Origin of the sequence: Nocardiopsis sp. NPDC006938, assembly GCF_042869555.1 — a bacterium.
In the GTDB taxonomy this organism is placed as follows: domain Bacteria; phylum Actinomycetota; class Actinomycetes; order Streptosporangiales; family Streptosporangiaceae; genus Nocardiopsis.
The window spans coordinates 136,170-156,663 of sequence record NZ_JBIAGA010000015.1 but is presented as its reverse complement, the minus strand read 5'-3'; the positions used below and the strand labels follow the sequence as shown (position 1 = coordinate 156,663).

The window sequence follows — 20,494 nt, the reverse complement described above, 5'->3', positions numbered from 1 at the left end:
GATGGTTGCACCACTACAATCACCACCGGTTCCACACCGCCATTGGCGGCCCTCCCGCCTCCCGCGTACCTAACCTCTCAGGTCAGTACACCTAGTCCACGTCCGGGGCGCCACCGTCTTTCGGCGAAGCGCCCCGGACCCCGGTGCCCGATCCACCAGAAAGGCACTGCCCCCACCGGGCCGCTCGATGACCACGACCTCCACCCCGGCACACCGCACCCATCAAGCCGGAGAACGCGCCTTCTCCCTGGCCCGGGCCCGCGAGCTCGCCGAGCAGACCCTTGCCCAGGCCGGACTGCACGCCCGATTGCGCGACCTGGACGGCGCCTGGCGCTGCCACCTGTACCGCTTGGACGACACCCTCGCCCCGGCCGGTGTCGGGGCGGGCAAGGGCGAGAGCGAGCAAGCCCGCGTGGGCGCGCTCTTCGAAGCCCTGGAGCACCACCACAGCGACGCCCACGCCATCACCGCCGAACAACTGGTGCTGCGCTCCTCCCAGGAACTCGTGTCCGAGGAGCTGGCCACCGACCCCGCGATACGCCTCCTGGCACTGGCCTCGCCCGCGCCCCTGGGCTGCCGCACCCACACCGCGCTGGACGACTCCGGCGCCAGTATGGACGTGCCGGTGTACCTGCACACCCCCTCCTATCTCTCCGCGGCTCCCCACCAGCGCCGCGCCCTGGGCGACACCTTCGACTACTCGGCCGTGGCGCGCTACAGCACCAACAACGGGACCGCCATCGGCGCCACGGGCACCGAGGCCTTCGTGCACGCCCTGGCCGAGACCGTCGAACGTGACGCCCTCTCGATGCTGCTCTGCTCCACCTTCCTGAACCCACATCCAGTGCCCCTGCGCGTGGTGGACCCGACGAGCCTGCCCGAGGGCCTGCGCCAGCTCCACACCCGAGCCCAGGACCGCTCCGGCGGCGCGGTGTGGCTGCTGGAGATGACCACCGACCTCGGCATACCGGCGTTCCACGCCTACGCCCCCGCCCGACAGGGCCACCACATGGCCGGGTACGGCGCCTCCCTGTGCGCCACGCACGCCGCCCGTCGTGCGTTGGAGGAGTTCGTGCAGGTCCTCGCGATCTTCGAACACGAGGAGCACCCGCCTCCGGATGTGGCCGCGCTGGCCCGCCACCCCGCTCTCCTACGCGCCGGCCGGGCCGATTTCACCCCCCACCTGAGCTCTGCGAGAGTGCTCGCCTTCACCGCCACCACCGCGCCCGCGTCCCCTGCCGGGCACCTGGCCGAGTTGGTGCGCGTGCTCACCGCCCACGGGCATCGCCCCTACGGGCGCATCCTCCACGAGGCCGCCAACGGGGTGAGCACGGTCTCGGTGTGCGTGCCCGGCCTGGAACGCTTCTTCGCCGTCACCAGCGGCCAGTGCGTGGTCCCTGGTCCGCGAGGCCGCGCGCACATGATCCGGGCGGCGAACTGAGGCTCGACCGTCACCGGGGGAGACCCCATGCTCGACACGTCTCGCGCCACCGCTTGACGCTCTTCACACGAAGCCCACGGGGCCCACGGAGCGCTCGGTGACCCGCACCCAACCTCGCTCGCGGGGCAGAGTTCTCGTTTTTCTCACTTGCCGCCCTGGCGAGGCGGCGAGACCGACGTTCTCCCGGGGGTTCATCGGTGGTCTCCTGCTCGGATACGGGGAGGAGTTCGGGAGATATTTGGGAGACGCGGCAGGCGGCGGGGTGCTTTCGGCTGTGTTCGGGGGCGGTCTGACGCGGGTTCGCGTCGCGTTGCGGTACGGGACCGCAGGGCCCGGTTCTGTCACCCTGGGTCACGCGCGCACTACCCATGTGCGCCCGTGACCTGGGAAGAGGCAGACGTGAGCGATGCCAGAACATCGTCGTCGGGGGCCGGGGACTCACACCTGGCCCACGTGACCATGATCGCGGCGGCCGCCGCGATGGGCGGGTTCCTGTTCGGCTACGACAGCGCCGTGATCAACGGCGCTGTCGACGCCATCCAACAGAAGTTCGGAGTGGGCACCGGGGTCCTGGGGTTCACCGTGGCCTCCGCCCTGCTCGGGTGCGTGGTCGGCGCGGCCACGGCGGGCACCCTCGCCGACCGGCTCGGCCGCATTCGGGCCATGCAGATCGCCGGTGTGCTGTTCGCGGTGAGCGCCATCGGTTCGGCGCTGCCGTTCTCCATCTGGGACCTCACCTTCTGGCGCGTCATCGGCGGTGTCGCGATCGGCATGGCCTCGGTGATCGCGCCGACCTACATCGCGGAGGTCTCGCCCGCCGCCTACCGAGGACGCCTGGCCTCGCTGCAACAGCTGGCCATCGTGCTGGGCATCGCCTGTTCCCAGCTGGTCAACTACGCCATCGCCCAGGAGGCCGACGGCAGCGCCCACAACATGCTCGGGCCGGTACAGGCCTGGCAGTGGATGCTGGCCGTGGAGGCACTGCCCGCCCTGGTCTACCTGGGGCTGAGCCTGGTCATCCCCGAGTCGCCCCGGTACCTGGTGCGGGTGGGGCGCGTGGACCATGCCCGAAGCATCCTGAGCGACGTGGAGGGCGGCGGAACAGCCCGGATCGACCGCCGGATCAGCGAGATCAAGGAGGCCCTGGGCTCTGAGGTACAACCCCGCCTGCGTGACCTCACCGGGAGGTACGGCCTGCTGCCGATCGTGTGGATCGGCATGGCGGTCTCCGCCTTCCAACAGCTCGTGGGCATCAACGTCATCTTCTACTACTCCAGCTCGCTGTGGCAGTCCGTGGGCGTCGCCGAGACCGACTCACTGCTGCTGAGCCTGTTCACCTCCGTGGTCAACATCGTGGGCACGGTCATCGCGATCATGCTGGTGGACCGGGTGGGGCGCAAACCCCTGCTGCTCGCGGGGTCGGCCGGGATGACCGTGGCGCTGGGCCTGGCCGCCTTCGCCTTCGGCCACGCCACCGGAACGGGCGACAACGTCGTGCTGCCCTTCGGGTGGGGCGTCGTCGCACTGGTCGCGGCCAGCTCGTTCGTCCTCTTCTTCGCCCTGTCCTGGGGCGCGGTCGTGTGGGTGCTGCTGGGGGAGATGTTCCCGCTGCGCATCCGCGCCGCCGCGATGGGCGTGGCGACCGCCACCCAGTGGCTGGCCAACTGGCTGATCACCGTGAGCTTCCCCAGTCTGCGGGACTGGAGCCTGCCCGGTTCCTACACGATCTACGCGGGCTTCGCGCTGCTGTCGTTCTTCTTCGTGCTCAAGTTCGTCAAGGAGACCAAGGGCAAGACCCTGGAGGAGATGCGGGGCTGACCCCGACGGCGGCGCCCGACAACGCGCCCGGTCCGGCCCCACGGGGTGGGGGAGCCGTCCACCGCGACCGGGCACCGTGTCCGGGCACCGAACGGGGGAGGCGTCCGCCTCTCGGCGGGACCTCCCCGAAACCCCGGCCGACCCCGGGGCTTCGCGACACCCGGTACGGCCACCGACCAGTGAAGGGAACACGTGAAGGGAACCCATGAGTGACACGAACCCCACCGTCTGGAGCACGCTCCAGGCCGTGGACGCACCCGCACTGATCGACTATTACGTCGAGACCTTCGGCTTCGTCCTCACGGCACGCCACGACGACGACGGCACCGTCGCCCACGCCGAACTGTTGTGGCCCGAGGGCAGCGGAGGCCTCATGCTCGGCACCCACCGCCCAGGCAACCCGTGGACACGCCAGCCCGGGACGGCGGGGACCTACGTGGTCACCGCCGACCCGGACGCCCTGTACGCGCGGGTGACGTCACGCGGCGCCGACATCATCCGACCGCTCGCCGACACCGACTACGGTTCCCGCGAGTTCGGGGTACGCGACCCCGAGGGCAACCTCTGCTCGTTCGGCACCTACCGCGGGGCGCCCGCGCCCTGAGGCACGGACGCCCAGGCGACGGTCACCGCCCGGACGGTGCGCCGGTGAACAGCTCGCGCACCTCCTCGGCGGTGGTCTCCCGCAGCTCCTCGTCGAGCAGCAGCCAGCGGGTGATCCCCACCGACTCCAGGAACCGCAGGTCGTGGCTGGCGACCAGCAGCGCCCCCCGGTACGCCTCCAGGGCGTGGGTCAGCTGCCGGGCACTGGCCAGGTCCAGGTTGTTCGTGGGCTCGTCCAGCATCAGCAGCTGCGGCGCCGGGGAGGCCAGCATCGTCGCCGCCAGCGCCGCCCGGAAGCGCTCACCCCCGGACAACGTTCCCGCGACCTGCGCGGCGCGGTTCCCCTTGAACAGGAACCGTGCCAGCTGGGAGCGGATGTGCTGGGCGCTCACACCCGGAGCCGCGTTCGACACGTTCTCCGCGACACTGAGGGACTCGTCCAGCACGTCCAGCCGCTGCGGCAGGAACCGCACGGGCACGGACACCTCGACCTCACCCTCCACCGGGGCCTCCTGACCCGCCACGGCGCGCAACAGCGTGGTCTTGCCCGCGCCGTTGCGCCCCACCAGGGCGATCCGCTCCGGTCCGCGCACCAACAGGTCGCCCGAGACCAGACGCCCGAACCGGGGACGCACCCCGTTCAGCCGTAGTACGTCACGGCCGTTGGGCACCTCGGTGTGCGGCAGGTCCACCCTGATCTCGGCGTCGTCGCGGACCGCGTCGGCCGCTTCCTCCCGGCGTTCGCGCGCCTCCTCGAGCCGGTCCTCGTGAGTACCCCGGAGCTTGCCCGCCGACTCCTGGGCGGCGCGCTTGAGCGCGCCCTGGACGATCTTGGGAATGCCCCCGTCGATCGCCGCCTTCTTGGCGGTGCGCTGGCGCCGGGCCAGCTTGATCTGGGTCTCCTCCAGTTCCCTCTTCTGTCGGCGCACATCGGCCTCGGCCGCGCGCAGGGAACGTTCGGCCGCCTCCTGTTGCACGGCGAGCGCCTCCTGGTAGGCCGTCCAGCCTCCGCCGTAGACGGTCACCGAGCCGGTTCGCAGCTCCGCGATACGGTCCACCCGCTCCAGGAGCTCCAGGTCGTGGCTGACCACCACGAGGGAGCCGGAGCGCCAGGTCTCCACGGTCTCGTAGAGCCTGCGCCGGGCGAACAGGTCCAGGTTGTTGGTGGGCTCGTCCAGCAACAGGACGTCGGGGCGCTCCAGCAGAACGGTGGCCAGGCGCAGCAGGACCGTCTCGCCGCCGGACAGCTGCCCGACGCTGCGGTCCAGGCCGACCCCGTCCAACCCCAGCGAACCCAGGGTCGCGAGGGTGCGCTCCTCGATGTCCCAGTCGTCACCGACCGTCTCGAAGTGGCGTTCGGAGGCGTCACCGCCCTCGATGGCGTGCAGGGCGGCGCGCTTGTCGGCGACGCCCATCGCCTCGTCGACACGCATACCCGTGTTGAGCGTGACGTTCTGCGGCAGGTACGCCAGACTCCCGCCGACGGTCACCGAGCCCCGCGCCGGACGCAGTCGGCCAGCCAGGAGCCGGAGCAGAGTGGACTTGCCAGCGCCGTTGGTACCGACCAGTCCGGTGCGGCCCCGGCCGAGGGTGAGGGACAGGCCGTCGAACACGACGGTGCCGTCCTTCCACTGGAAGGCCAGGTCAGAGCAGGCGACGGCGGCACTCGTGGGGGTGCTGGTCTTTGACATGGGTGTTCTCGCAGTCAGAAGCAGTGGGAAAAGGGCTTCGTGTGCGAGCACCACGCGGCGTTGCGCCGGGAGGGGTGGGAGTCCCGGTCGAACCGGGGACGTCTCCTACACCGAGGTTCCATACACGCGTCGGACAGACCGGATACCGGCTCCGTACCGCGTGATGATCGCGAACCTCAGATGCGCAACGTCCACCTCGTTCGTAGACAACAGGACGAGGAGTACTGTACCCACTCGGCGCCGGGAGTCAATCACCATTTCCACGTGACCCGGGTCTCGGAACCACGGGTGGGGCCCAGATGCGCGGGTGGGGACCCAGATCCGCGGGTGTCGGGACAGACTCCGGGCCGGGTCTCAGGATGTGGACCGGGTCTTGGAACCGCAGGGCTGGACACGAACGTGGACCGGGCCTCAGGACGGGTCTCAGAACTCCTCCAGGTCGATCCTGCGCTGGAGGTACTCCTCCCGGCTGATCTCCCCACGGGCGTAGCGCAGGCGCAGCTCCTGTGTGGCGGCGTCCCCTGGCTCGTCCACCGGTGGCTCGTGACGCCGCCGGAGCAACCGCCCGGTCTCGGTGACGGTGAGCACGAGGAAGAAGCCCAGGCCCGCCAGGACCACGATCGCGACCACGGCGACGAAGACGTTCACGGTGTGCCTCCCTGCCCCCTGTCTACCGCCTGACCGGGGCCGCCGCCAGGACCCCAACGCACCGCGAACCCCCCAGAACGCCGTAACCTGGGACATCGCGATCCGGTAGCCGGGACAGAAGGGGCGGGATGCGCGTCCTCCTCGTGGACAACCACGACTCTTACACATACAACCTCTTCCAGCTCCTCGCCGGTGCGCTCGGCGCCGAGCCCCGGGTCCTCACCAACGACGACCCGCGCTGGGTCGAACTGGACCCCGCCGAGCTGGACGCCGTCGTGGTCTCCCCTGGGCCGGGTCGCCCGCAGAACCCGCGCGACCTGGGGCGTGTCCCCGAACTCCTCGCCCGCACCGACCTGCCCGTCCTGGGGGTGTGCCTGGGCCACCAGGCCATCGCGCACCTGGCCGGAGCCCGGGTGAACGCCGCCCCCCAGCCCCGCCACGGCCACCTGACCCGGGTGCGGCACCACGCCACGGGGCTCTTCACGGGAGTCCCCCAGGACTTCACCGCCGTGCGGTACCACTCCCTCGCGGTTCCCGAACCCCTGCCCCCGGCCCTGGAGGCCACCGCCTGGGCCGAGGACGGCGTGGTGATGGCGCTGCGCCACCGCGACCTGCCACGCTGGGGAGTGCAGTTCCACCCCGAGTCCGTGGCCAGCGAACACGGAGCCACGCTGGTCGCCAACTTCCTCTCCCTCGCCAGAGAACACCACGGCACCGCCCCCGTCTTCGCCCCACCACGGGTCACGGCGCCCGATGCGGCGCCGACACCGCCCGCCGTCACCGTGCCCCGCTCCGCGACCCTGCCCTACGCGGTGGACACCGAACGCGCCTTCGCCCACCTCTACGCCGGGGCCGAGCACTCCTTCTGGCTGGACAGTTCCCGCCCCGAGGGCCCGGCCCGGTTCTCCTTCCTCGGCGCGGGGTCCGAAACCCTCACCTACGACGTCGGCGACCGGAGCGTGCGCGTCGAAGGACCCGGCGGGGTCCACGCCGAACCCGGGAACGTGTTCGAGGCACTGGACCGACGCACCTGCCACACTCGTCACTCGCGCGACATGCCCGGCACCCGCCACACATGGGACCCCCGCGACGCGCGCGACACCTCCAGCCCCAACTTCAGCACTGGCGGTCCTCACTCCGGCTCCTCCGGCCCCAACTCCGGCTCCGGCCAGGGCCGCCCCGGTGCCGGTACCGGTGATCCTGGTACCGGCGGTCCCAGCACCGGCGGGCTGCCGTTCGACTTCACCGGCGGATACGTCGGCTACTTCGGCTACGAGCTCAAGGCCGACTGCGGAGCCCAACGCGCCCACACCGCCGCCACCCCGGACGCCGTGTGGATGCGCTGCGACCGATTCGTCGCCGTCGACCACCACGAGAACCGCACCTACGCGGTCTGCGCCGACGACCTCCCCGACGCCGACGCGTGGCTCCAACTGACCCTCACGGCCCTGGAGAACCTCCCTCCTCTGCCCGCCCCCGCTCCACCCGCCGCACCCGTGGATCTCGCGGGCCACCTGGAACGACCCCGCGGCTCCTACACCGACGACGTCAAGACGTGCCTAGGGCACCTCGCCGACGGTGAGAGCTACGAGATCTGCCTGACCAACCGGGTGCGCCTGCCCGACCTCGGCGACGGCGGCAGCCTGGACGCCTACCGCCGCCTCCGCGCCGCCAGCCCCGCCCCCTACGCCGCCTTCCTGCGCCTGGGGGACGTGACCGTGCTCAGCGCGTCACCCGAACGTTTCCTGCGGGTGGACTCCGAGAGAATCGCCGAGAGCCGCCCCATCAAGGGCACCGCACCCCGGCACCCCGACCCGGCCACCGACGCCCGTGTCGCCGCCGAACTGCGCACCGGCGCCAAGACCCGCGCCGAGAACCTCATGATCGTGGACCTACTCCGCAACGACCTCGGGCGCGTCTGCGAGGTGGGGAGCGTGGAGGTCCCCGCCTTCATGTACACAGAGTCGTACGCCACCGTGCACCAGCTCGTCTCCACGATTCGAGGTCGGCTGCGCCCGGACGTCTCCACCCTGGAGGCCGTCCGCGCGTGCTTCCCCGGGGGATCGATGACCGGGGCGCCCAAGCTGCGCACGATGGAGATCATCGACGGGTTGGAAACCTCCGCACGGGGCGTGTACTCGGGGGCGCTGGGCTACGTCTCGCACACCGGGGAGGCCGACCTGAGCATCGTCATCCGCACCGCCGTGCGCACCGACGGCGGGATCACCGTGGGCGCTGGAGGGGCGATCGTGCTGGACTCCGACCCCGAGGAGGAGTACGAGGAGATGCTCCTCAAGGCCAGGGTCCCCGCCCGAGCCCGTTGACGTGCGCGGGCACTGTTGGCGCGCACGGGCTCTGTTGGCGCGCCAGGGCCTGTCGGCCAGCACGGGACCGCTGGCGCGCTGACGTGCACGGAGACTGTTGACACGACGGGGCTCGCAACCGCACGGGACCGCTGGCCCGCAGGGACACCGCGAAACGTCACCAGCCCCGCCAGGCTCGCCTCTCCTTCTCCGTGATGACCGCCGGGCCGTTCGGCAAGCCCCGACTCATCCAGTCCGCGATGTCGTTGTTGCCGACGAAGAGATTGATCACCATGATCCGCACATCCTCCAGCGGCAGGCGGAAGGACCAACCGACATCGTCCTGCAAGGGCACCACCAGGGCGGAGCGGTCCGGGCCGTGCAGGGAGGCCCGGTCGGCGATCACCACGATCTCCTCGCCCGGCTCCTCGTCGTCCTCGCTCTGGCGGACCACCGCCAGCACCTGCTCGGGGGTGGCCCCGTCAAAGGCCGGGTCGTCCACGATCTGTAGGTAGGGGGCGTAGTCCTCGGAGGACTCGTACCGGGGGTCGAGGCGGTCCGCGTCCGCTGCGAACGCGGCCCAGGCCCGGTCGTCACTGAAGTCGGTGCGCACCAGCAGCCCCGAGTCGTTCTGGGTGATCACGGGCAGAGGCGATGTCGGCGGCTGGTAGCGGGGCGGTTGACCCGCCGTCTCCAGGACTTCGCCCATCAGGTGAGGGGAGGCGTCCAACCAGTCCTCGTAGGACTCGTCCGGTTCGCGTTCGGACTCGACGCCACCGCGGTCCTTCTGGTGCTCCAGGGTGTCCTCGATGCTGGGGCGATGCGTGACGAGGTAGGTGAGGGCCGCCTGACGGGGCGTGACACGGAACGGCTCGAAGTCGTCGTCGCCGGGGAGGAAGGCCACGAGGGGGCGCAGGGGAGCGTCGCGCTCGGTGCCGCGGTCGGCGACCAGGACCAGGTCGGGAACCCAGGCATCGTCGCTGTGAAGAGCTTGCAGCACCTCCACGGGGGTCACGCCCCGCCAGGCGGGGTCCTGGACCACGAGCAGGCGTCGGCGGATGGGGGCCTGGGCTGGGAGGGTGGGGTTCTGGTTGGGGAGGGTGGGGGCGTGCTCGGGAATCGGGGGCAGGGATGGTCCGGGAGTGTGCACGACCATGCCGGGCAGATCCCCCATACGGGAGAGCACGTCCTCCCAAGCGGGATCGTCGCAGTCACCCCGGATCAGTAGGGCGCCGGGCACGCGCTCGGTCTCACCCTCGGGGGGCGGGGGCAGGGTGGGGTGCGTCATGGGGAGTCTCTTCACAGTCGCGGCCTGCGGTCAATCTCGTTATATCGGGAGCGACCGACAATGCGGGAGCAGCTGACAATGCCGGAGGAACCGACAATGCGGGGAGGGCCAGGTACCAATCTGCGAACAGCACTCGGACACTTGGGGGTACGGCTCCCGATTCGCGTACTCGGAAGCGGGGTGGGGGTGGGGTTGGGTGGTGATGGGGGTTGAGGTTCTTTTGTGAGCCCACGGTCCGGGGTTGCTGTCAGCGGGACCCTCTACGGCCAACCCGTTTATCCCTTTGGGCCGGTAGGTCCTGTGCCGCTTACTGCGTACCCCTTGTGCGCTGAGGACTCTGGTCAGGGCGGGGTGTGCGCATGGTGCTCTGCCCGGACCGCACTTGGCGGTTGTGTTTTCGTGTGACACGACTGGCGGTTCAGGGCCAAGCACGGCACCGGGCCACCCCCCAGGACGACTGATGTGTTCGAGAGATGCGTGTCCCCAGCCCTGGTAAAAACCCCCGCTGTCCGAGCGCCGCCTACCGCTCTACGGCCAACCCGCTCCACTGAACCCAGCACTCACGTGCACGTTTGCACCCCGCTGTGGCTCAGGGGGTTTGCGCCGTGCGGCTCACTACCGCACATGACTGAGGTTCCAAACCCCTGGGGGGTGAGGGGGAAATCTCGCCTTCGGCTGTATCTGTGGTTGACGGGGTTTGCGCCGCCGTGCGTGATGGGGGGCGACCAGCCCCCGGGGGTGAAGCGCTGTGGTTGCGGCTTACTGCCGTTCCTGGCTCCGACCGGGTGTTCCGATGGAAGACGGCTGCCTGGCCAACTAGTGTCGGCGACACCACGGTAGCCACCCTCTGCGGAGAGACAGCATGTCCACGATCCTGTTCCTGATGACCGGCGCCGACCACTGGACCCTGGCGGACGGCACCCGACACCCCACCGGCTTCTGGGCGGAGGAGGCGGCGGCCCCCTACGCGGCCTTCCGGGACGCCGGACACGAAATCGTCGTCGCGACCCCCGGCGGCGTGGTACCACCCGTGGACCGGGGCAGCCTCTCCGCCGACCTCAACGGTGGGCAGGAGAACGCCGACCGGGTTTCGGCCGTCCTCGACTCCTTCACCGAGATGCACTCCCCGCTCAGCCTGGAAGAGGTCGACCTCGGCGACTACGACGCCCTCTTCCTCCCCGGCGGGCACGGCCCCATGGAGGACCTGGCGGTGGACGCGGTCGCCGGAGACCTCCTCACCACGGCGCTCGACACCGGCAAGGTCCTCGGGGTGGTCTGCCACGCTCCCGCCGCGCTGTTGGCCGCCGAACGCCCGGACGGTACCAACCCGTTCGCCGGGTACCGCGTGAGCGCCTTCACCAACGCCGAGGAAGAGCAGGCGGGCTTGGCGGACCGGGCCGTGTGGCTGCTCCAGGACCGGCTGGTGGAGGCGGGTGTGGACTTCCAGGAAGGGGAGCCCTGGGCGCCCAAGGTCGTGGTCGACCGGACTGTGGTGACCGGACAGAACCCGGCTTCCGCGGAGCCGGTGGCGCGGGAGCTGCTCGGGATGCTGGCGTAGCGACGGAAAACCGGTTGCTCTCACCGCTGACCAGCACCATGGTGGTGCCCCATGAGCTTCCAGATCCGGGCGGCGTTCACCGACACCGCCGTCACCGTGTACCAGGCCTACACACCCGGCATCGGGGTGCCCGCCGCGCGTGAGGGCCGCTTCCCGTCCACGTGGAAGCGCGAGCGCATGACGTGGATCAAGCCGTCGTTCCTCTGGATGATGTACCGGTGCGGGTGGGGGCGGAAGGAGAGCCAGGAGACGGTCCTGGCCGTGGAGATCACCCGTGAGGGGTTCGAGTGGGCACTGCGGAGTGCCGCCCTGTCGCACTTCAAGCCAGGCCTGCACCCCGACCACGAGGCCTGGAGGCGTGAGCTGCGCGGCGCTCCGGCGCGCGTGCAGTGGGACCCCGAGCGCGACCTGCGCCTGAACCCCCTGGGGCACCGTTCGCTCCAGCTGGGGCTTTCGGGTGAGGCGTCCCGCCGCTACGCGGACGAGTGGACGGTGTCGATCACCGACATCACGCCGCTGGTCCACGAGATCCACGCGCTGGTGACGGCGGGAGATCTGGAGGCAGCCGCCGAACTGCTGCCCCGGGAACGCCCGTACCCGATCGCGGAGGCGGCCATCGCCCACCTGCGCCCGCCGACCCCTTGACCTCAAGCTTGGTTGAGGCACCAGGATGGCGCCCATGAACACCGACACCATCGCCGTCGAACAGGTCGTCGCCGACGTCCAGCGGACCCAGCGGTCCAAGGACGCCGAAGGCTTCCTCTCCCTCTTCCATCCCGACGCCCTGTGGACCACCCGGAACGGCAAGGTCCTCGTCGGCCTCGACGCCATCGCCGGGTTCACCCGCGCCGTCCTGCCCGACGCCGACTGGGACGGCGAGGTCACCTACGCGGTGACGCACGTCCAGTTCCTGCGCCCCGACGTGGCGGCCGTCAAGGTCCGGCAGGCCTACCACGGGGCCGACGGAGACGACGAGGGATCGCCGCTCTACGTCATGACCCGCGAGGACGACGGACGGTGGCTGCTCACCGTCGGCCAGAACACCGCCGTGCACCAGGAGTAGACCCGCTATCCCGTGGGTTCCGCCCGGGCGCGCATGCCGTCCCGCGTGTACATCCACGCGGTCCCGCAGGTGAAGGGGACCTCGGCGCAGCCCTTGGAGAGGCAGGGCTCCCACGCCCCGCAGCGCCTGCTGACCGAGGTCTCCCCGTGCGGGTCCGGCTCGTCGGGCCCCAGGGTCGCCAGCAGCGCGTGGGCCTCCTCCGAACCGAAGGCCGAGACCGCCTGCCCGCGCAGTTCGCGTTCGCGCACGGGGGCGAGTCCGTCGCGGAACACCAGCACGTCGGACAGGGTGCGGCGGGCCAGGTGCACCACCTCGCGCTGGGCGGCGCTGAGATGGGGGTGGGCGCGTTCGTAGCGGCGCAGGTGTTCGATCCACAGGTCGCGGCGGGCCCGGGGAGGGAGTTCGGCGAACACGAGCCTGCGGCGGACGAGCGGGTGGGTGGTGAACTCGTCGTAGTCCCTCGGTAGGCGGCCCCGGTTGGCCTCCACCCACTCCCGGGCCAGGCCGTGGTCGCTGCGGGCCAGGGCGGGTGTGCGCCCGACCAGCGCCAGGGTCATGACGACGGCCCACCCTTCGCGCAGCCGCCGCAGACGCGGCCGTACGGAGGCGCCGGGGGAGGGGGCCTGGGCACGCTCCCAGGGTGCGCGGCGGCGCTGGCGGCTGAGTTCGCCCAGGGCCTCGACCACGCGCAGAGCCGCCTGGGCCCCGAGACCGCGCAGCAGAGGACGGACCATGGCGACACCGCTCCAGCAGCGGACCTCGGCACCCCGGTGGCGGACCAGGGTGGGGACCCATGGTGCGTTGGGGCCCCACTGCCGTACCCTCCACTCGCGCACGTCCGGGTGGGTGAGCGGCAGTGTCTCCAACCTGCCACCAGATACCGAAGCCACGGCGGTGGAGATGTCCGCGCACCTGTCGCACGAGGAATCGAAGGCCAACACGTACCGAACCCGAACATCCCTCATGATCTCCCTTGCCTCTCCGCCGCCTCCAGTGTCAAGGGGGGTCGCGCGGCGTGGGTCGGGTTTTCGGAACTTGGCACGACCGATCGGCGACAGCACGCGGGAATACCGTCGCGAACGCGGAGGAACCCGTGATCCCACCCCAGGTCAGAGCCCTTTTTTGGTGGTCACTTGAGGTGTGTATCGGGCAGGCCGAGCCCCGCGGCGCTCGGCGGGCCCCGCTCAGCGCCCTGTGGCGACGCGACGGCCGGGTCGGTCAGGCGACCAGGCCGGGGGCCAGGCGCTCCAGCCCGGCGACGGCGGCGGCGATCGCCGGGCGCTCCCGAGCCCCCGCGCGGGTGAAGGTCAGCAGTGAGCGGGCCGGTGCCGGTGAGCCCTCCAAGGGCACACGGGTGACCGGGAGCTGCGGAGACAGGTCCGCCGACCTCGGGACGAGCGCCACCCCCAGGCCGTGGGCGACCAGCGCCGCCACCGAGCTCCACTCCACCGCCTGGTGACGGCCCTGCGGGGTGAAACCGACCGCCCCGCAGGCGGTCATGACGTGGGCGTGGCAGGTGGTGTCCGGCCTCGGCAGAATCCACGACTCCCGCGCGGTCTCCACCAGGGGGACGCTCTGCCGTCCGGCGAGGCGGTGCCCCCGCTCCACCACGAGGTCCAGGGGGTCGTCGAACAGCGGGGCCTGGTCGAAGCGGGTGTCGTCCAGGGAGGGGGTGCTGGGCGCGGCCTCCACGACGGTGAGGTCGATGTCACCGCGAAACAGCAGGTCAAGACTGTCTCCGGGTTCGGATTCCAGGATCTCCACCTCCAAGCGCGGGTACTCTGTGCGCAGGGCGGCGGCCATGGGCGCCAACAGGCGGGTCAGCACGACGGGGAAACCCGCCACGCGCAGCGTTCCGGCCGGTTCCGCCTCCAGCCCGCGCATCTCGATCTCCGCCCGTTCCCATAGGGCCTGGATCGTGTCCGCGTGCCCCAACAGGCTCCGCGCGGCCGGTGTCAGCCGGACACCGCGCCCTTGGGGCTCCAACAGCGGAACGTCGAGCTCCTTCGAGAGCTGTCGGATCTGCTGCGAGGCCGCCGAAGGCGTGAAGTGCAGTGCCTCAGCGGCGGCTGTCACCGTTCCGTGGTGGGCCACGGCCCGAAGGATACGCAACCGACGAAGATCAATCATGTAGACGATTCTTCAGAGTGTCATCCAGATTTTCAACCTGGACCGCGAGGGTCCGTGGGCGTGAAGCTGGACCGGAGAAGTCGACGACGGCGAATCAGAGGTGCTTGATGACCAGTGTGTGCCCCCACTGCGGATGGCCCGACGACCAGCCCTACACGGTGCTCTCCCAGCACCGCACGGGAGCCGGGATGACCGTGTGGTCCCGTTGTGCGTGCGGCTCGGCCCAGGTCCGGGAGATCGGGCTCGCGGGGACGCGGATCGTCTCCCGTGGGCGCCCCTCGGGCGCCCGGCTCTGACGCCTGGAACTCCTCGGGCGTCCGCCCGAAAACGTGACGGGGGTCCGTCCACAGGCACGGTGCGGAAATCGTGGTCCGTGGTCGGTCCGCGATACGGTTACGGGCATGGGGAACACACCGGGGCGACCGTCCACTTCGGCCGAGGACTACGTGAAGGTCATCTACGACCTCCAGGAACGCGGCACCGGCCCGGTGACCATCTCGGGGATGGCCGAGCGGCTGTCGGTGTCCAACTCCTCGGTGTCGGGCATGCTGCGCAAACTCAGCGAACTCGGATTCGTGGAGCACCAGCGGTACGGCAACGTCAGCCTCACCGAGACCGGCACCAAGGCCGCCCTGGCGGTGCTGCGCCGCCACCGCCTCCTGGAGACCTACCTGGTGGCCGAGCTGGGCTACTCCTGGGACGAGGTGCACGACGAGGCCGAGATCCTCGAACACGTGGTTTCGGACAAGTTCGTCGACCGCATCGCGACCCACCTGGGCGACCCGGTGGTGGACCCGCACGGCGACCCCATCCCCACCCGTGAGGGTGTCATCGTCGATCGCCCGTCCGTCCTGCTCTCCGAGGCCGAGACCGGGACGACCGGGGTGATCGTCCGGGTCAACGACACCGACCCCGAGCTCCTGCGCTACCTCGCCGACATCGACCTGGGCATCGGCATGTGCGTGGAGGTCGTGGAACGGCTTCCCTTCGCCGGTTCCCTCCAGATCGCGGTCCGCCCCGAGAAGGGCGGTGAGTCCCGGGAGCAGTCGCTGGGGCTGGTCGCCGCCGAGGCCCTGTGGCTCAGCCCTGAGAACGACGGCGACACCTGACCCCGTCCACGGCGGCGGGGCTTCCGGGGACGCCCCGGCAAGCCCCCCGCCGTCCGGCCTCGTCTAAGCCAGGGGCTGGGCTCCGGCGCGACCGGCCTCGATGACGAACCGGGCCCGGTCGCGGACGGGCGAGCCGGGTCTGCTCACGTAGTCGACCACCCGGTAATCGGCGGTCCACTCCGTGGGGGTGACCCGGTTGCGCACGTAGCCCCGGTTGCGGTTGATGAACTTGATGTGCGGGTTCTCCGCCAGCTGCACCGCGTCGCCCGGGTTCTGCTCCGCGCCGTCCCGACCGCTGGTGAAGGAGGTGCCCACCAGTTCGGTGGCGACCGTGCGCGATCCCGGGTCGTCGAAGTCGGCCTTCACGTCCACCACGTAGTTGGCGTGCACGTCGCCGGTGATCACGACCGGGTTGGACACCTCCGCCAGCTCGTCGCGGACGCTGTCGCGCTCGACCCGGTAGTTGTCCCAGGCGTCGTCGCTGAAGTTGGTGGGGTCCCCCTCCGCGAAGTCGCGCTGGGAGAAGAACACCTGCTGCGCCAGGATGTTCCACCTGGCACTGGAGGCCGACAGCCCCTGTGAGAGCCACCGGCGCTGGTCGGCGCCGAGCAGTGTGCGCTCGGGGTCGTCGCGCTCGGAGTCCTCCACCTGCGCGTCCCGGTACTGGCGGGTGTCCAGCAGGTGGACGTCGGCCAGGTTGCCGTAGGTGAGCCTGCGGTACAGGTGCAGGTCGGGCCCGGCCGGTCGCTGGGCGGCCCGCAGCGGCATGTGCTCGTAGTAGGCCTTGAGCGCGTGCTCGCGCCGGAGCAGGAACTCCTCGGGAGGGATGTCCTCCTCGTAGGAGGTGTCGTCGGCCCAGTTGTTCTCCAGCTCGTGGTCGTCGAAGACCACCGCCCACGGGAAGGCCGCGTGGGCGGCCTGGAGGTCGTGGTCGGTCTTGTACTGGGCGTGGCGCAGCCGGTACTCGGCCAGGGAGCGGACCTCCGCCTCGGGGACGTGGCCGCGGCCGATACTGCCCTGGTCGGCGGTCTCGTAGATGTAGTCGCCGAGGAAGACGACCAGGTCCAGGTCCTCCCGCGCCAGGTGCGCCTGGGCGGTGTAGTGGCCGTGGGTGTAGCTCTGGCAGCTGGCGAAGGCGAAGTCGAACCTGTTCAGCCGGGTGCCCGGGACCGGTGCGGTGCGGGTGCGCCCGACCGGGCTGATCTCGTTGCCCACCCGGAAGCGGTAGAAGTAGTCGGCCCGGGGGCGCAGGCGCTCCAGTTCCACGTGGACCGAGTGCGCCTGTTCGGGGCCGGTCTCGACGCTGCCGGAGGCGGCGATCCGGCGGAAGTGCTCGTCGTGGGACACCTGCCACTCGACCTCGACCGCGCGGTCGGGCATACCGCCCAGGCCGTCCTCGGCGAGGGGGTCGGGGGCGAGTCGGGTCCACAGGACCACACCGTTGTGGAGGGGGTCTCCGGAGGCGACGCCGAGGGTGAAGGGGTCGGAGATCACGGGGCCCCGGGGCGCGGGCGCCGCGTGCGCGGCGGGCGCTCCCAGGGTGGTGCCCAGCGCGGCCGCCCCGAGGGTCACGGCGCCGCCCACCAGTGCCTGGCGGCGGGTGGCGGCGGGTACCGGAGCGGGGGAGCGGTCGGGGGAGGTGGGGAATGGGGGTGTACCCGGCATGTGCGGTCTCCTGGGTTCGAGCGGCGGACCGCCCCGGGATACCGGGACGGGAGCAACCGTGGTCCATCCGGCCATGGAAAGAGGTACGACCCAACCCCTACGCGGTGAACATTACCCCCGTTCGAGTGACGGCAAGGTTACTGAGGGTCGTCACCAGGGTGTTTCGTCGACTATGGGATGTTACGATCGCCGCCGTCCCCTTCCCCACCCCCGTAAAGGCCCTTGTATGGGTTACGCGCTGGAAGCCGTCATCGCCCCGACCGCGCTCCTGAGCCCGTTCGGCTCCGACCTGGTCGGAGCCGGGACGGTGGCACTGGGTCACGGTCTGGTCCTGCTGCCCGTCACCGAGAAGCTCGCCCGCGCCGACGACCGCGCGGCCGACCACCCCGCCGGTTTCGTGCGACTCACCGCGCCCCTCGTGGAGCGGGCCGCCGCATGGTCGCGTCGGGGGCCGGTCGCCTACGTCGAGGCCGAGTTCTTCGGCGGTTGGGGCACCCAGGCGGCGGTCGTGTGGCACCGGGGCGCGCCGGTACTGGGTCCGCTGCGCCAGGAGGAGGGTGAACCCGCCCCCGAAGAGGGGACCCCGATCTCGCGGGCCCTGCGCCACCTCGGGGTGGCGACGGGCCCCGACGACCGAGACGAGTTCGACGCGGTCGGGCTGGGGGCGCACCGCTCCACCGAGGGGTGGGCCCTTCGGGCCACACCGCTGGAGGCGCCGTAGGCTCCGGTCGGGCGATGCGACGACCCCGCACTCCGTCGGCCTCCAGAGCGGAGCCGACCCCGGCGCCCCCACCCCTGTCACACGCCCGTTCGGCCTCCTATACTGGGCGCGTGAAGCGACGACATTAGGTCCCGAGCCGCGGCCGAGGCCGGTCCGCGACGCGATCCCGCGCACCGCCGGGTGGAGACCACCACCGGTGCCCGCGTCCGTCCGACCGAAAGACCTCCATGACCGCCCAGTCCGCGCGTGCGTCCGCCACGCGCCCCTCCAGGCTGACCCGTCCGCTGTACGCGTACGCCTTCCTGGAGGAGTTCGTCCTCCTCTACCCCCTGTACGCCCTGCTCTTCACCGAGACCGGTCTGTCCGTGGCGCAGATCAGCTCCCTCTTCGTCCTGTGGTCGCTGACCAGCGTGCTCCTGGCGATCCCGACCGGCGCCTGGGCGGACGTGGTCCCACGCCACCTGCTGCTCGCCCTCGCACCGTTGCTGACCGGAGCGGGGTTCGCGTTCTGGCTGTTCCTGCCGTCCTACTGGTCCTTCGCCCTCGGCTTCGTGCTGTGGGGAGCGGCCGGCGCCCTGGCCTCGGGCGCTCTGGAGGCACTGGTCTACACCGAGCTCACCCACCGGGGCGCCGCCGACCGGTACGCGCGCGTCATGGGCGTCACCAGGGCGCTGGGCGTGGCGGCGGTCGGTACGGCCACCCTGCTGGCGGTACCCGTCATGGCGTACGGCGGCTACGCGGCGATCGGACTCGCGAGCCTGGCCGCGTGCGTGCTGTGCGCGCTCACCGGCCTGGCCCTGCCCGAGAGCCGCCCACCGCGTTCGTCCCCCGATCACGGCCCCGACGACACCGCCGCGACCGATCCCGGCACGGGCCGGGCCGACGCGGGGGCCGCACCCGAACCCGGCTACCTCGAGACCATGCGGCTCGGCCTCGCCGAGGCGCGCGGCAGCCGACGGGTCCGCACCGCGATCCTGCTGGTGGTCACCGTCACCGCGTTCTGGGGGATGCTCGACGAGTACCTCCCCCTCCTGGCCGCCTCCTCCGGGGTCGCCACCGAGGACGTCCCCCTGGTGGTCCTCGTGGTCTGGATCTGCGTCACCGCCGGCGGGCTGCTCGCCGGTCCCGCCTCACGGCTGTCACCGCGCGCCGTCGGCGTACTCCTGGCCCTGGCGGCCGTGGCCATCGCCGCCGGCGCCCTCCTGGGCACCGCACCGGGATGGGTCCTGCTCGGCTGCGGTTTCGGCGTGTGCCAGATGGCGAACGTGGTGGCCGACGCCCGGCTCCAGGACAGCATCACCGGTTCCAGCCGGGCCACCGTCACCTCACTCGCCGAGGCCGGTACGGAGACGGTGAGCGGCGCGTCCTTCCTGCTGTACGCGGGGGTCTTCCTGGTGGCCGGGCACGCGACGGCCTTCGCCGTGTTCGCCGTCCCCTACCTGTTCGCGGCCGTCCTGGCCGCCCGGGGCGGACGTTCCCAGCCCGCGGAGCCCACCGGCTGAGCCCGGCCGCGGGCCCCGACCGCTTTCCCCACGCCCCCTGTTCATCCCCTTGCGTACGTGAATAGCATCGTTTGTTGTGACACACCAGACGACGGACACCGCGAACAGCGAAGGCCCACGTCTCGCGTCCGTGCGCGGGATCAGCGTCAGTTACGACGACCGCGGCGCAGGATGCCCCGTCCTGTTCGTCCACGGTCACCCCCTCGACCACAGCATGTGGGAACCACAGGTCAGAGCGCTCGCCGGGCGCGGATACCGGACCATCGCCCCCGACCTGCGCGGCTACGGCCGCAGCACCGTGGTGCCGGGGGTGACCTCGCTGGACACCCTCGCCCGCGACCTCGCCGCCCTCCTCGACCACCTGGGGCTGGACGTGGTCAACGTGGTGGGGCTGTCCATGGGCGGCCAGGTCGCCCTGGAGCTGTACCGGCTCTTCCCCGACCGCGTGGACTCCCTGGCCCTCGTGGCGACCAACCCCCTTCCCGAGACCGAGGAGGGCAGGACCAGGCGCGCGGCGATCGCCGCGCGCCTGCGCACCGAGGGCATGCGCGGCTACACCGACGACATGTTGGTGGGCATGATGACCGCGGAGAACGTGCGGGACCTGCCCGGGGTCGCCGACCACGTGCGCGCCATGATGTATGCCGCGCCTGCGGAGGGGGCCGCCGCCGCGCAACTGGGCCGGGCCGGGCGCCCCGACCACACCCTGCTGCTCAAGCACATCTCGGCACCCACCCTGCTGGTGGTGGGTCAGCACGACGGCTTCACGCCGCCGGGGGGAGCCGAGCTCATGCACGTCCGTGTCGCGGACTCGGTCGTGGAGATCATCGAGGGCGCGGGGCACCTGCCCAACCTCGAACGCCCCCGGCGGTTCAACGAGGTCCTGCGCCGCTTCCTGGAACAGGCCCGTACCCGACCCCGACCCCGCCACCACTGAGCGACGGGGCCCGAACC

The 20,494-nt window shown here is 71.1% G+C and carries 18 protein-coding genes; 12 read left to right on the top strand and 6 right to left on the bottom strand.

Annotated features, from left to right (window positions below; all coding sequences use genetic code 11):
- Positions 1 to 187 precede the first annotated feature (187 nt).
- From ACFYL4_RS21530 to ACFYL4_RS21520, 3 genes are all read left to right on the top strand, one after another.
- Positions 188 to 1,441: a YcaO-like family protein gene (locus ACFYL4_RS21530; protein WP_387520342.1), complete on the top strand. Its 1,254-nt coding sequence runs from the start codon at positions 188 to 190 to the stop codon at positions 1,439 to 1,441.
- A 399-nt stretch (positions 1,442 to 1,840) separates the two neighbouring features.
- Entirely contained in the window at positions 1,841 to 3,259 is a 1,419-nt protein-coding gene (locus tag ACFYL4_RS21525) for a sugar porter family MFS transporter (RefSeq protein WP_387520339.1), read from the top strand.
- A 205-nt stretch (positions 3,260 to 3,464) separates the two neighbouring features.
- A complete protein-coding gene (locus tag ACFYL4_RS21520; protein WP_387520337.1) occupies positions 3,465 to 3,863 on the top strand; it encodes a VOC family protein in 399 nt (132 codons plus the stop codon).
- A 22-nt stretch (positions 3,864 to 3,885) separates the two neighbouring features.
- On the opposite strand, the gene ACFYL4_RS21515 is transcribed toward ACFYL4_RS21520, so the two are convergent.
- Entirely contained in the window at positions 3,886 to 5,553 is a 1,668-nt protein-coding gene (locus tag ACFYL4_RS21515; RefSeq protein ID WP_387520336.1) for an ABC-F family ATP-binding cassette domain-containing protein, read from the bottom strand.
- A gap of 423 nt (positions 5,554 to 5,976) precedes the next feature.
- Complete coding sequence (locus tag ACFYL4_RS21510) at positions 5,977 to 6,201, bottom strand: SHOCT domain-containing protein (RefSeq protein WP_387520333.1); 225 nt, start codon at positions 6,199 to 6,201, stop codon at positions 5,977 to 5,979.
- A 128-nt stretch (positions 6,202 to 6,329) separates the two neighbouring features.
- Here ACFYL4_RS21510 and pabB point away from each other — a divergent pair, with 128 nt between their 5' ends.
- Complete coding sequence (gene pabB / locus ACFYL4_RS21505) at positions 6,330 to 8,525, top strand: aminodeoxychorismate synthase component I (protein WP_387520330.1); 2,196 nt, start codon at positions 6,330 to 6,332, stop codon at positions 8,523 to 8,525.
- A 157-nt stretch (positions 8,526 to 8,682) separates the two neighbouring features.
- Here pabB and ACFYL4_RS21500 read toward each other — a convergent pair whose 3' ends face one another.
- Positions 8,683 to 9,792, bottom strand: a complete 1,110-nt coding sequence (locus ACFYL4_RS21500) for a DUF6924 domain-containing protein (protein WP_387520327.1) — start codon at positions 9,790 to 9,792, stop codon at positions 8,683 to 8,685.
- Positions 9,793 to 10,654: 862 nt separating this feature from the next.
- On the opposite strand from ACFYL4_RS21500, the gene ACFYL4_RS21495 reads away from it, so the two are divergent.
- The 3 genes from ACFYL4_RS21495 to ACFYL4_RS21485 are packed head-to-tail and all read left to right on the top strand — an operon-like array spanning position 10,655 to position 12,413.
- On the top strand, positions 10,655 to 11,350 hold the full coding sequence (locus tag ACFYL4_RS21495) for a type 1 glutamine amidotransferase domain-containing protein (RefSeq protein WP_387520325.1): 696 nt from the start codon (positions 10,655 to 10,657) through the stop codon (positions 11,348 to 11,350).
- A 51-nt stretch (positions 11,351 to 11,401) separates the two neighbouring features.
- Positions 11,402 to 11,995: a DUF4291 domain-containing protein gene (locus ACFYL4_RS21490; protein ID WP_387520323.1), complete on the top strand. Its 594-nt coding sequence runs from the start codon at positions 11,402 to 11,404 to the stop codon at positions 11,993 to 11,995.
- A gap of 34 nt (positions 11,996 to 12,029) precedes the next feature.
- Positions 12,030 to 12,413: an SgcJ/EcaC family oxidoreductase gene (locus ACFYL4_RS21485; RefSeq protein ID WP_387520321.1), complete on the top strand. Its 384-nt coding sequence runs from the start codon at positions 12,030 to 12,032 to the stop codon at positions 12,411 to 12,413.
- 5 nt (positions 12,414 to 12,418) lie between these two features.
- Here the strand turns inward: ACFYL4_RS21485 and ACFYL4_RS21480 are convergent, their stop codons facing one another.
- Both ACFYL4_RS21480 and ACFYL4_RS21475 read right to left on the bottom strand, forming a co-directional pair.
- Positions 12,419 to 13,279, bottom strand: a complete 861-nt coding sequence (locus ACFYL4_RS21480; RefSeq protein WP_387520318.1) for a bacteriocin fulvocin C-related protein — start codon at positions 13,277 to 13,279, stop codon at positions 12,419 to 12,421.
- 352 nt (positions 13,280 to 13,631) lie between these two features.
- On the bottom strand, positions 13,632 to 14,543 hold the full coding sequence (locus ACFYL4_RS21475; protein WP_387520315.1) for a LysR family transcriptional regulator: 912 nt from the start codon (positions 14,541 to 14,543) through the stop codon (positions 13,632 to 13,634).
- A gap of 107 nt (positions 14,544 to 14,650) precedes the next feature.
- On the opposite strand from ACFYL4_RS21475, the gene ACFYL4_RS21470 reads away from it, so the two are divergent.
- Together ACFYL4_RS21470 and ACFYL4_RS21465 are read left to right on the top strand one after the other, a co-directional pair.
- Positions 14,651 to 14,839, top strand: coding sequence for a hypothetical protein (locus ACFYL4_RS21470; protein ID WP_357761949.1), 189 nt, complete (start codon positions 14,651 to 14,653; stop codon positions 14,837 to 14,839).
- Between the two features lie 105 nt (positions 14,840 to 14,944).
- The gene (locus ACFYL4_RS21465) at positions 14,945 to 15,652 is read left to right on the top strand and encodes a metal-dependent transcriptional regulator (protein ID WP_357761946.1); all 708 of its coding nucleotides are present in this window, start codon (positions 14,945 to 14,947) and stop codon (positions 15,650 to 15,652) included.
- A gap of 63 nt (positions 15,653 to 15,715) precedes the next feature.
- Here the strand turns inward: ACFYL4_RS21465 and ACFYL4_RS21460 are convergent, their stop codons facing one another.
- Positions 15,716 to 17,317: an alkaline phosphatase D family protein gene (locus tag ACFYL4_RS21460; protein WP_387520310.1), complete on the bottom strand. Its 1,602-nt coding sequence runs from the start codon at positions 17,315 to 17,317 to the stop codon at positions 15,716 to 15,718.
- 226 nt (positions 17,318 to 17,543) lie between these two features.
- On the opposite strand from ACFYL4_RS21460, the gene ACFYL4_RS21455 reads away from it, so the two are divergent.
- The 3 genes from ACFYL4_RS21455 to ACFYL4_RS21445 all read left to right on the top strand — a co-directional run bounded on the left by ACFYL4_RS21455 (position 17,544) and on the right by ACFYL4_RS21445 (position 20,477).
- Complete coding sequence (locus tag ACFYL4_RS21455; protein WP_357761940.1) at positions 17,544 to 18,038, top strand: hypothetical protein; 495 nt, start codon at positions 17,544 to 17,546, stop codon at positions 18,036 to 18,038.
- Between the two features lie 227 nt (positions 18,039 to 18,265).
- A complete protein-coding gene (locus ACFYL4_RS21450; protein WP_387520307.1) occupies positions 18,266 to 19,540 on the top strand; it encodes an MFS transporter in 1,275 nt (424 codons plus the stop codon).
- A 76-nt stretch (positions 19,541 to 19,616) separates the two neighbouring features.
- A complete protein-coding gene (locus tag ACFYL4_RS21445; RefSeq protein WP_387520305.1) occupies positions 19,617 to 20,477 on the top strand; it encodes an alpha/beta fold hydrolase in 861 nt (286 codons plus the stop codon).
- The last annotated feature ends 17 nt before the right edge of the window (positions 20,478 to 20,494 follow it).

Bases quoted from the DNA above. Each gene is read 5' to 3' on its own strand.
- ACFYL4_RS21490 (WP_387520323.1), top strand. From the start codon at position 11,402: ATGAGCTTCCAGATCCGGGCGGCGTTCACCGACACCGCCGTCACCGTG.
- ACFYL4_RS21515 (WP_387520336.1), bottom strand. From the start codon at position 5,553: ATGTCAAAGACCAGCACCCCCACGAGTGCCGCCGTCGCCTGCTCTGAC.
- pabB (WP_387520330.1), top strand. From the start codon at position 6,330: ATGCGCGTCCTCCTCGTGGACAACCACGACTCTTACACATACAACCTC.
- ACFYL4_RS21520 (WP_387520337.1), top strand. From the start codon at position 3,465: ATGAGTGACACGAACCCCACCGTCTGGAGCACGCTCCAGGCCGTGGAC.
- ACFYL4_RS21465 (WP_357761946.1), top strand. From the start codon at position 14,945: ATGGGGAACACACCGGGGCGACCGTCCACTTCGGCCGAGGACTACGTG.
- ACFYL4_RS21470 (WP_357761949.1), top strand. From the start codon at position 14,651: ATGACCAGTGTGTGCCCCCACTGCGGATGGCCCGACGACCAGCCCTAC.
- ACFYL4_RS21495 (WP_387520325.1), top strand. From the start codon at position 10,655: ATGTCCACGATCCTGTTCCTGATGACCGGCGCCGACCACTGGACCCTG.
- ACFYL4_RS21450 (WP_387520307.1), top strand. From the start codon at position 18,266: ATGACCGCCCAGTCCGCGCGTGCGTCCGCCACGCGCCCCTCCAGGCTG.
- ACFYL4_RS21460 (WP_387520310.1), bottom strand. From the start codon at position 17,317: ATGCCGGGTACACCCCCATTCCCCACCTCCCCCGACCGCTCCCCCGCT.
- ACFYL4_RS21485 (WP_387520321.1), top strand. From the start codon at position 12,030: ATGAACACCGACACCATCGCCGTCGAACAGGTCGTCGCCGACGTCCAG.
- ACFYL4_RS21455 (WP_357761940.1), top strand. From the start codon at position 17,544: ATGGGTTACGCGCTGGAAGCCGTCATCGCCCCGACCGCGCTCCTGAGC.
- ACFYL4_RS21530 (WP_387520342.1), top strand. From the start codon at position 188: ATGACCACGACCTCCACCCCGGCACACCGCACCCATCAAGCCGGAGAA.
- ACFYL4_RS21475 (WP_387520315.1), bottom strand. From the start codon at position 14,543: ATGATTGATCTTCGTCGGTTGCGTATCCTTCGGGCCGTGGCCCACCAC.
- ACFYL4_RS21500 (WP_387520327.1), bottom strand. From the start codon at position 9,792: ATGACGCACCCCACCCTGCCCCCGCCCCCCGAGGGTGAGACCGAGCGC.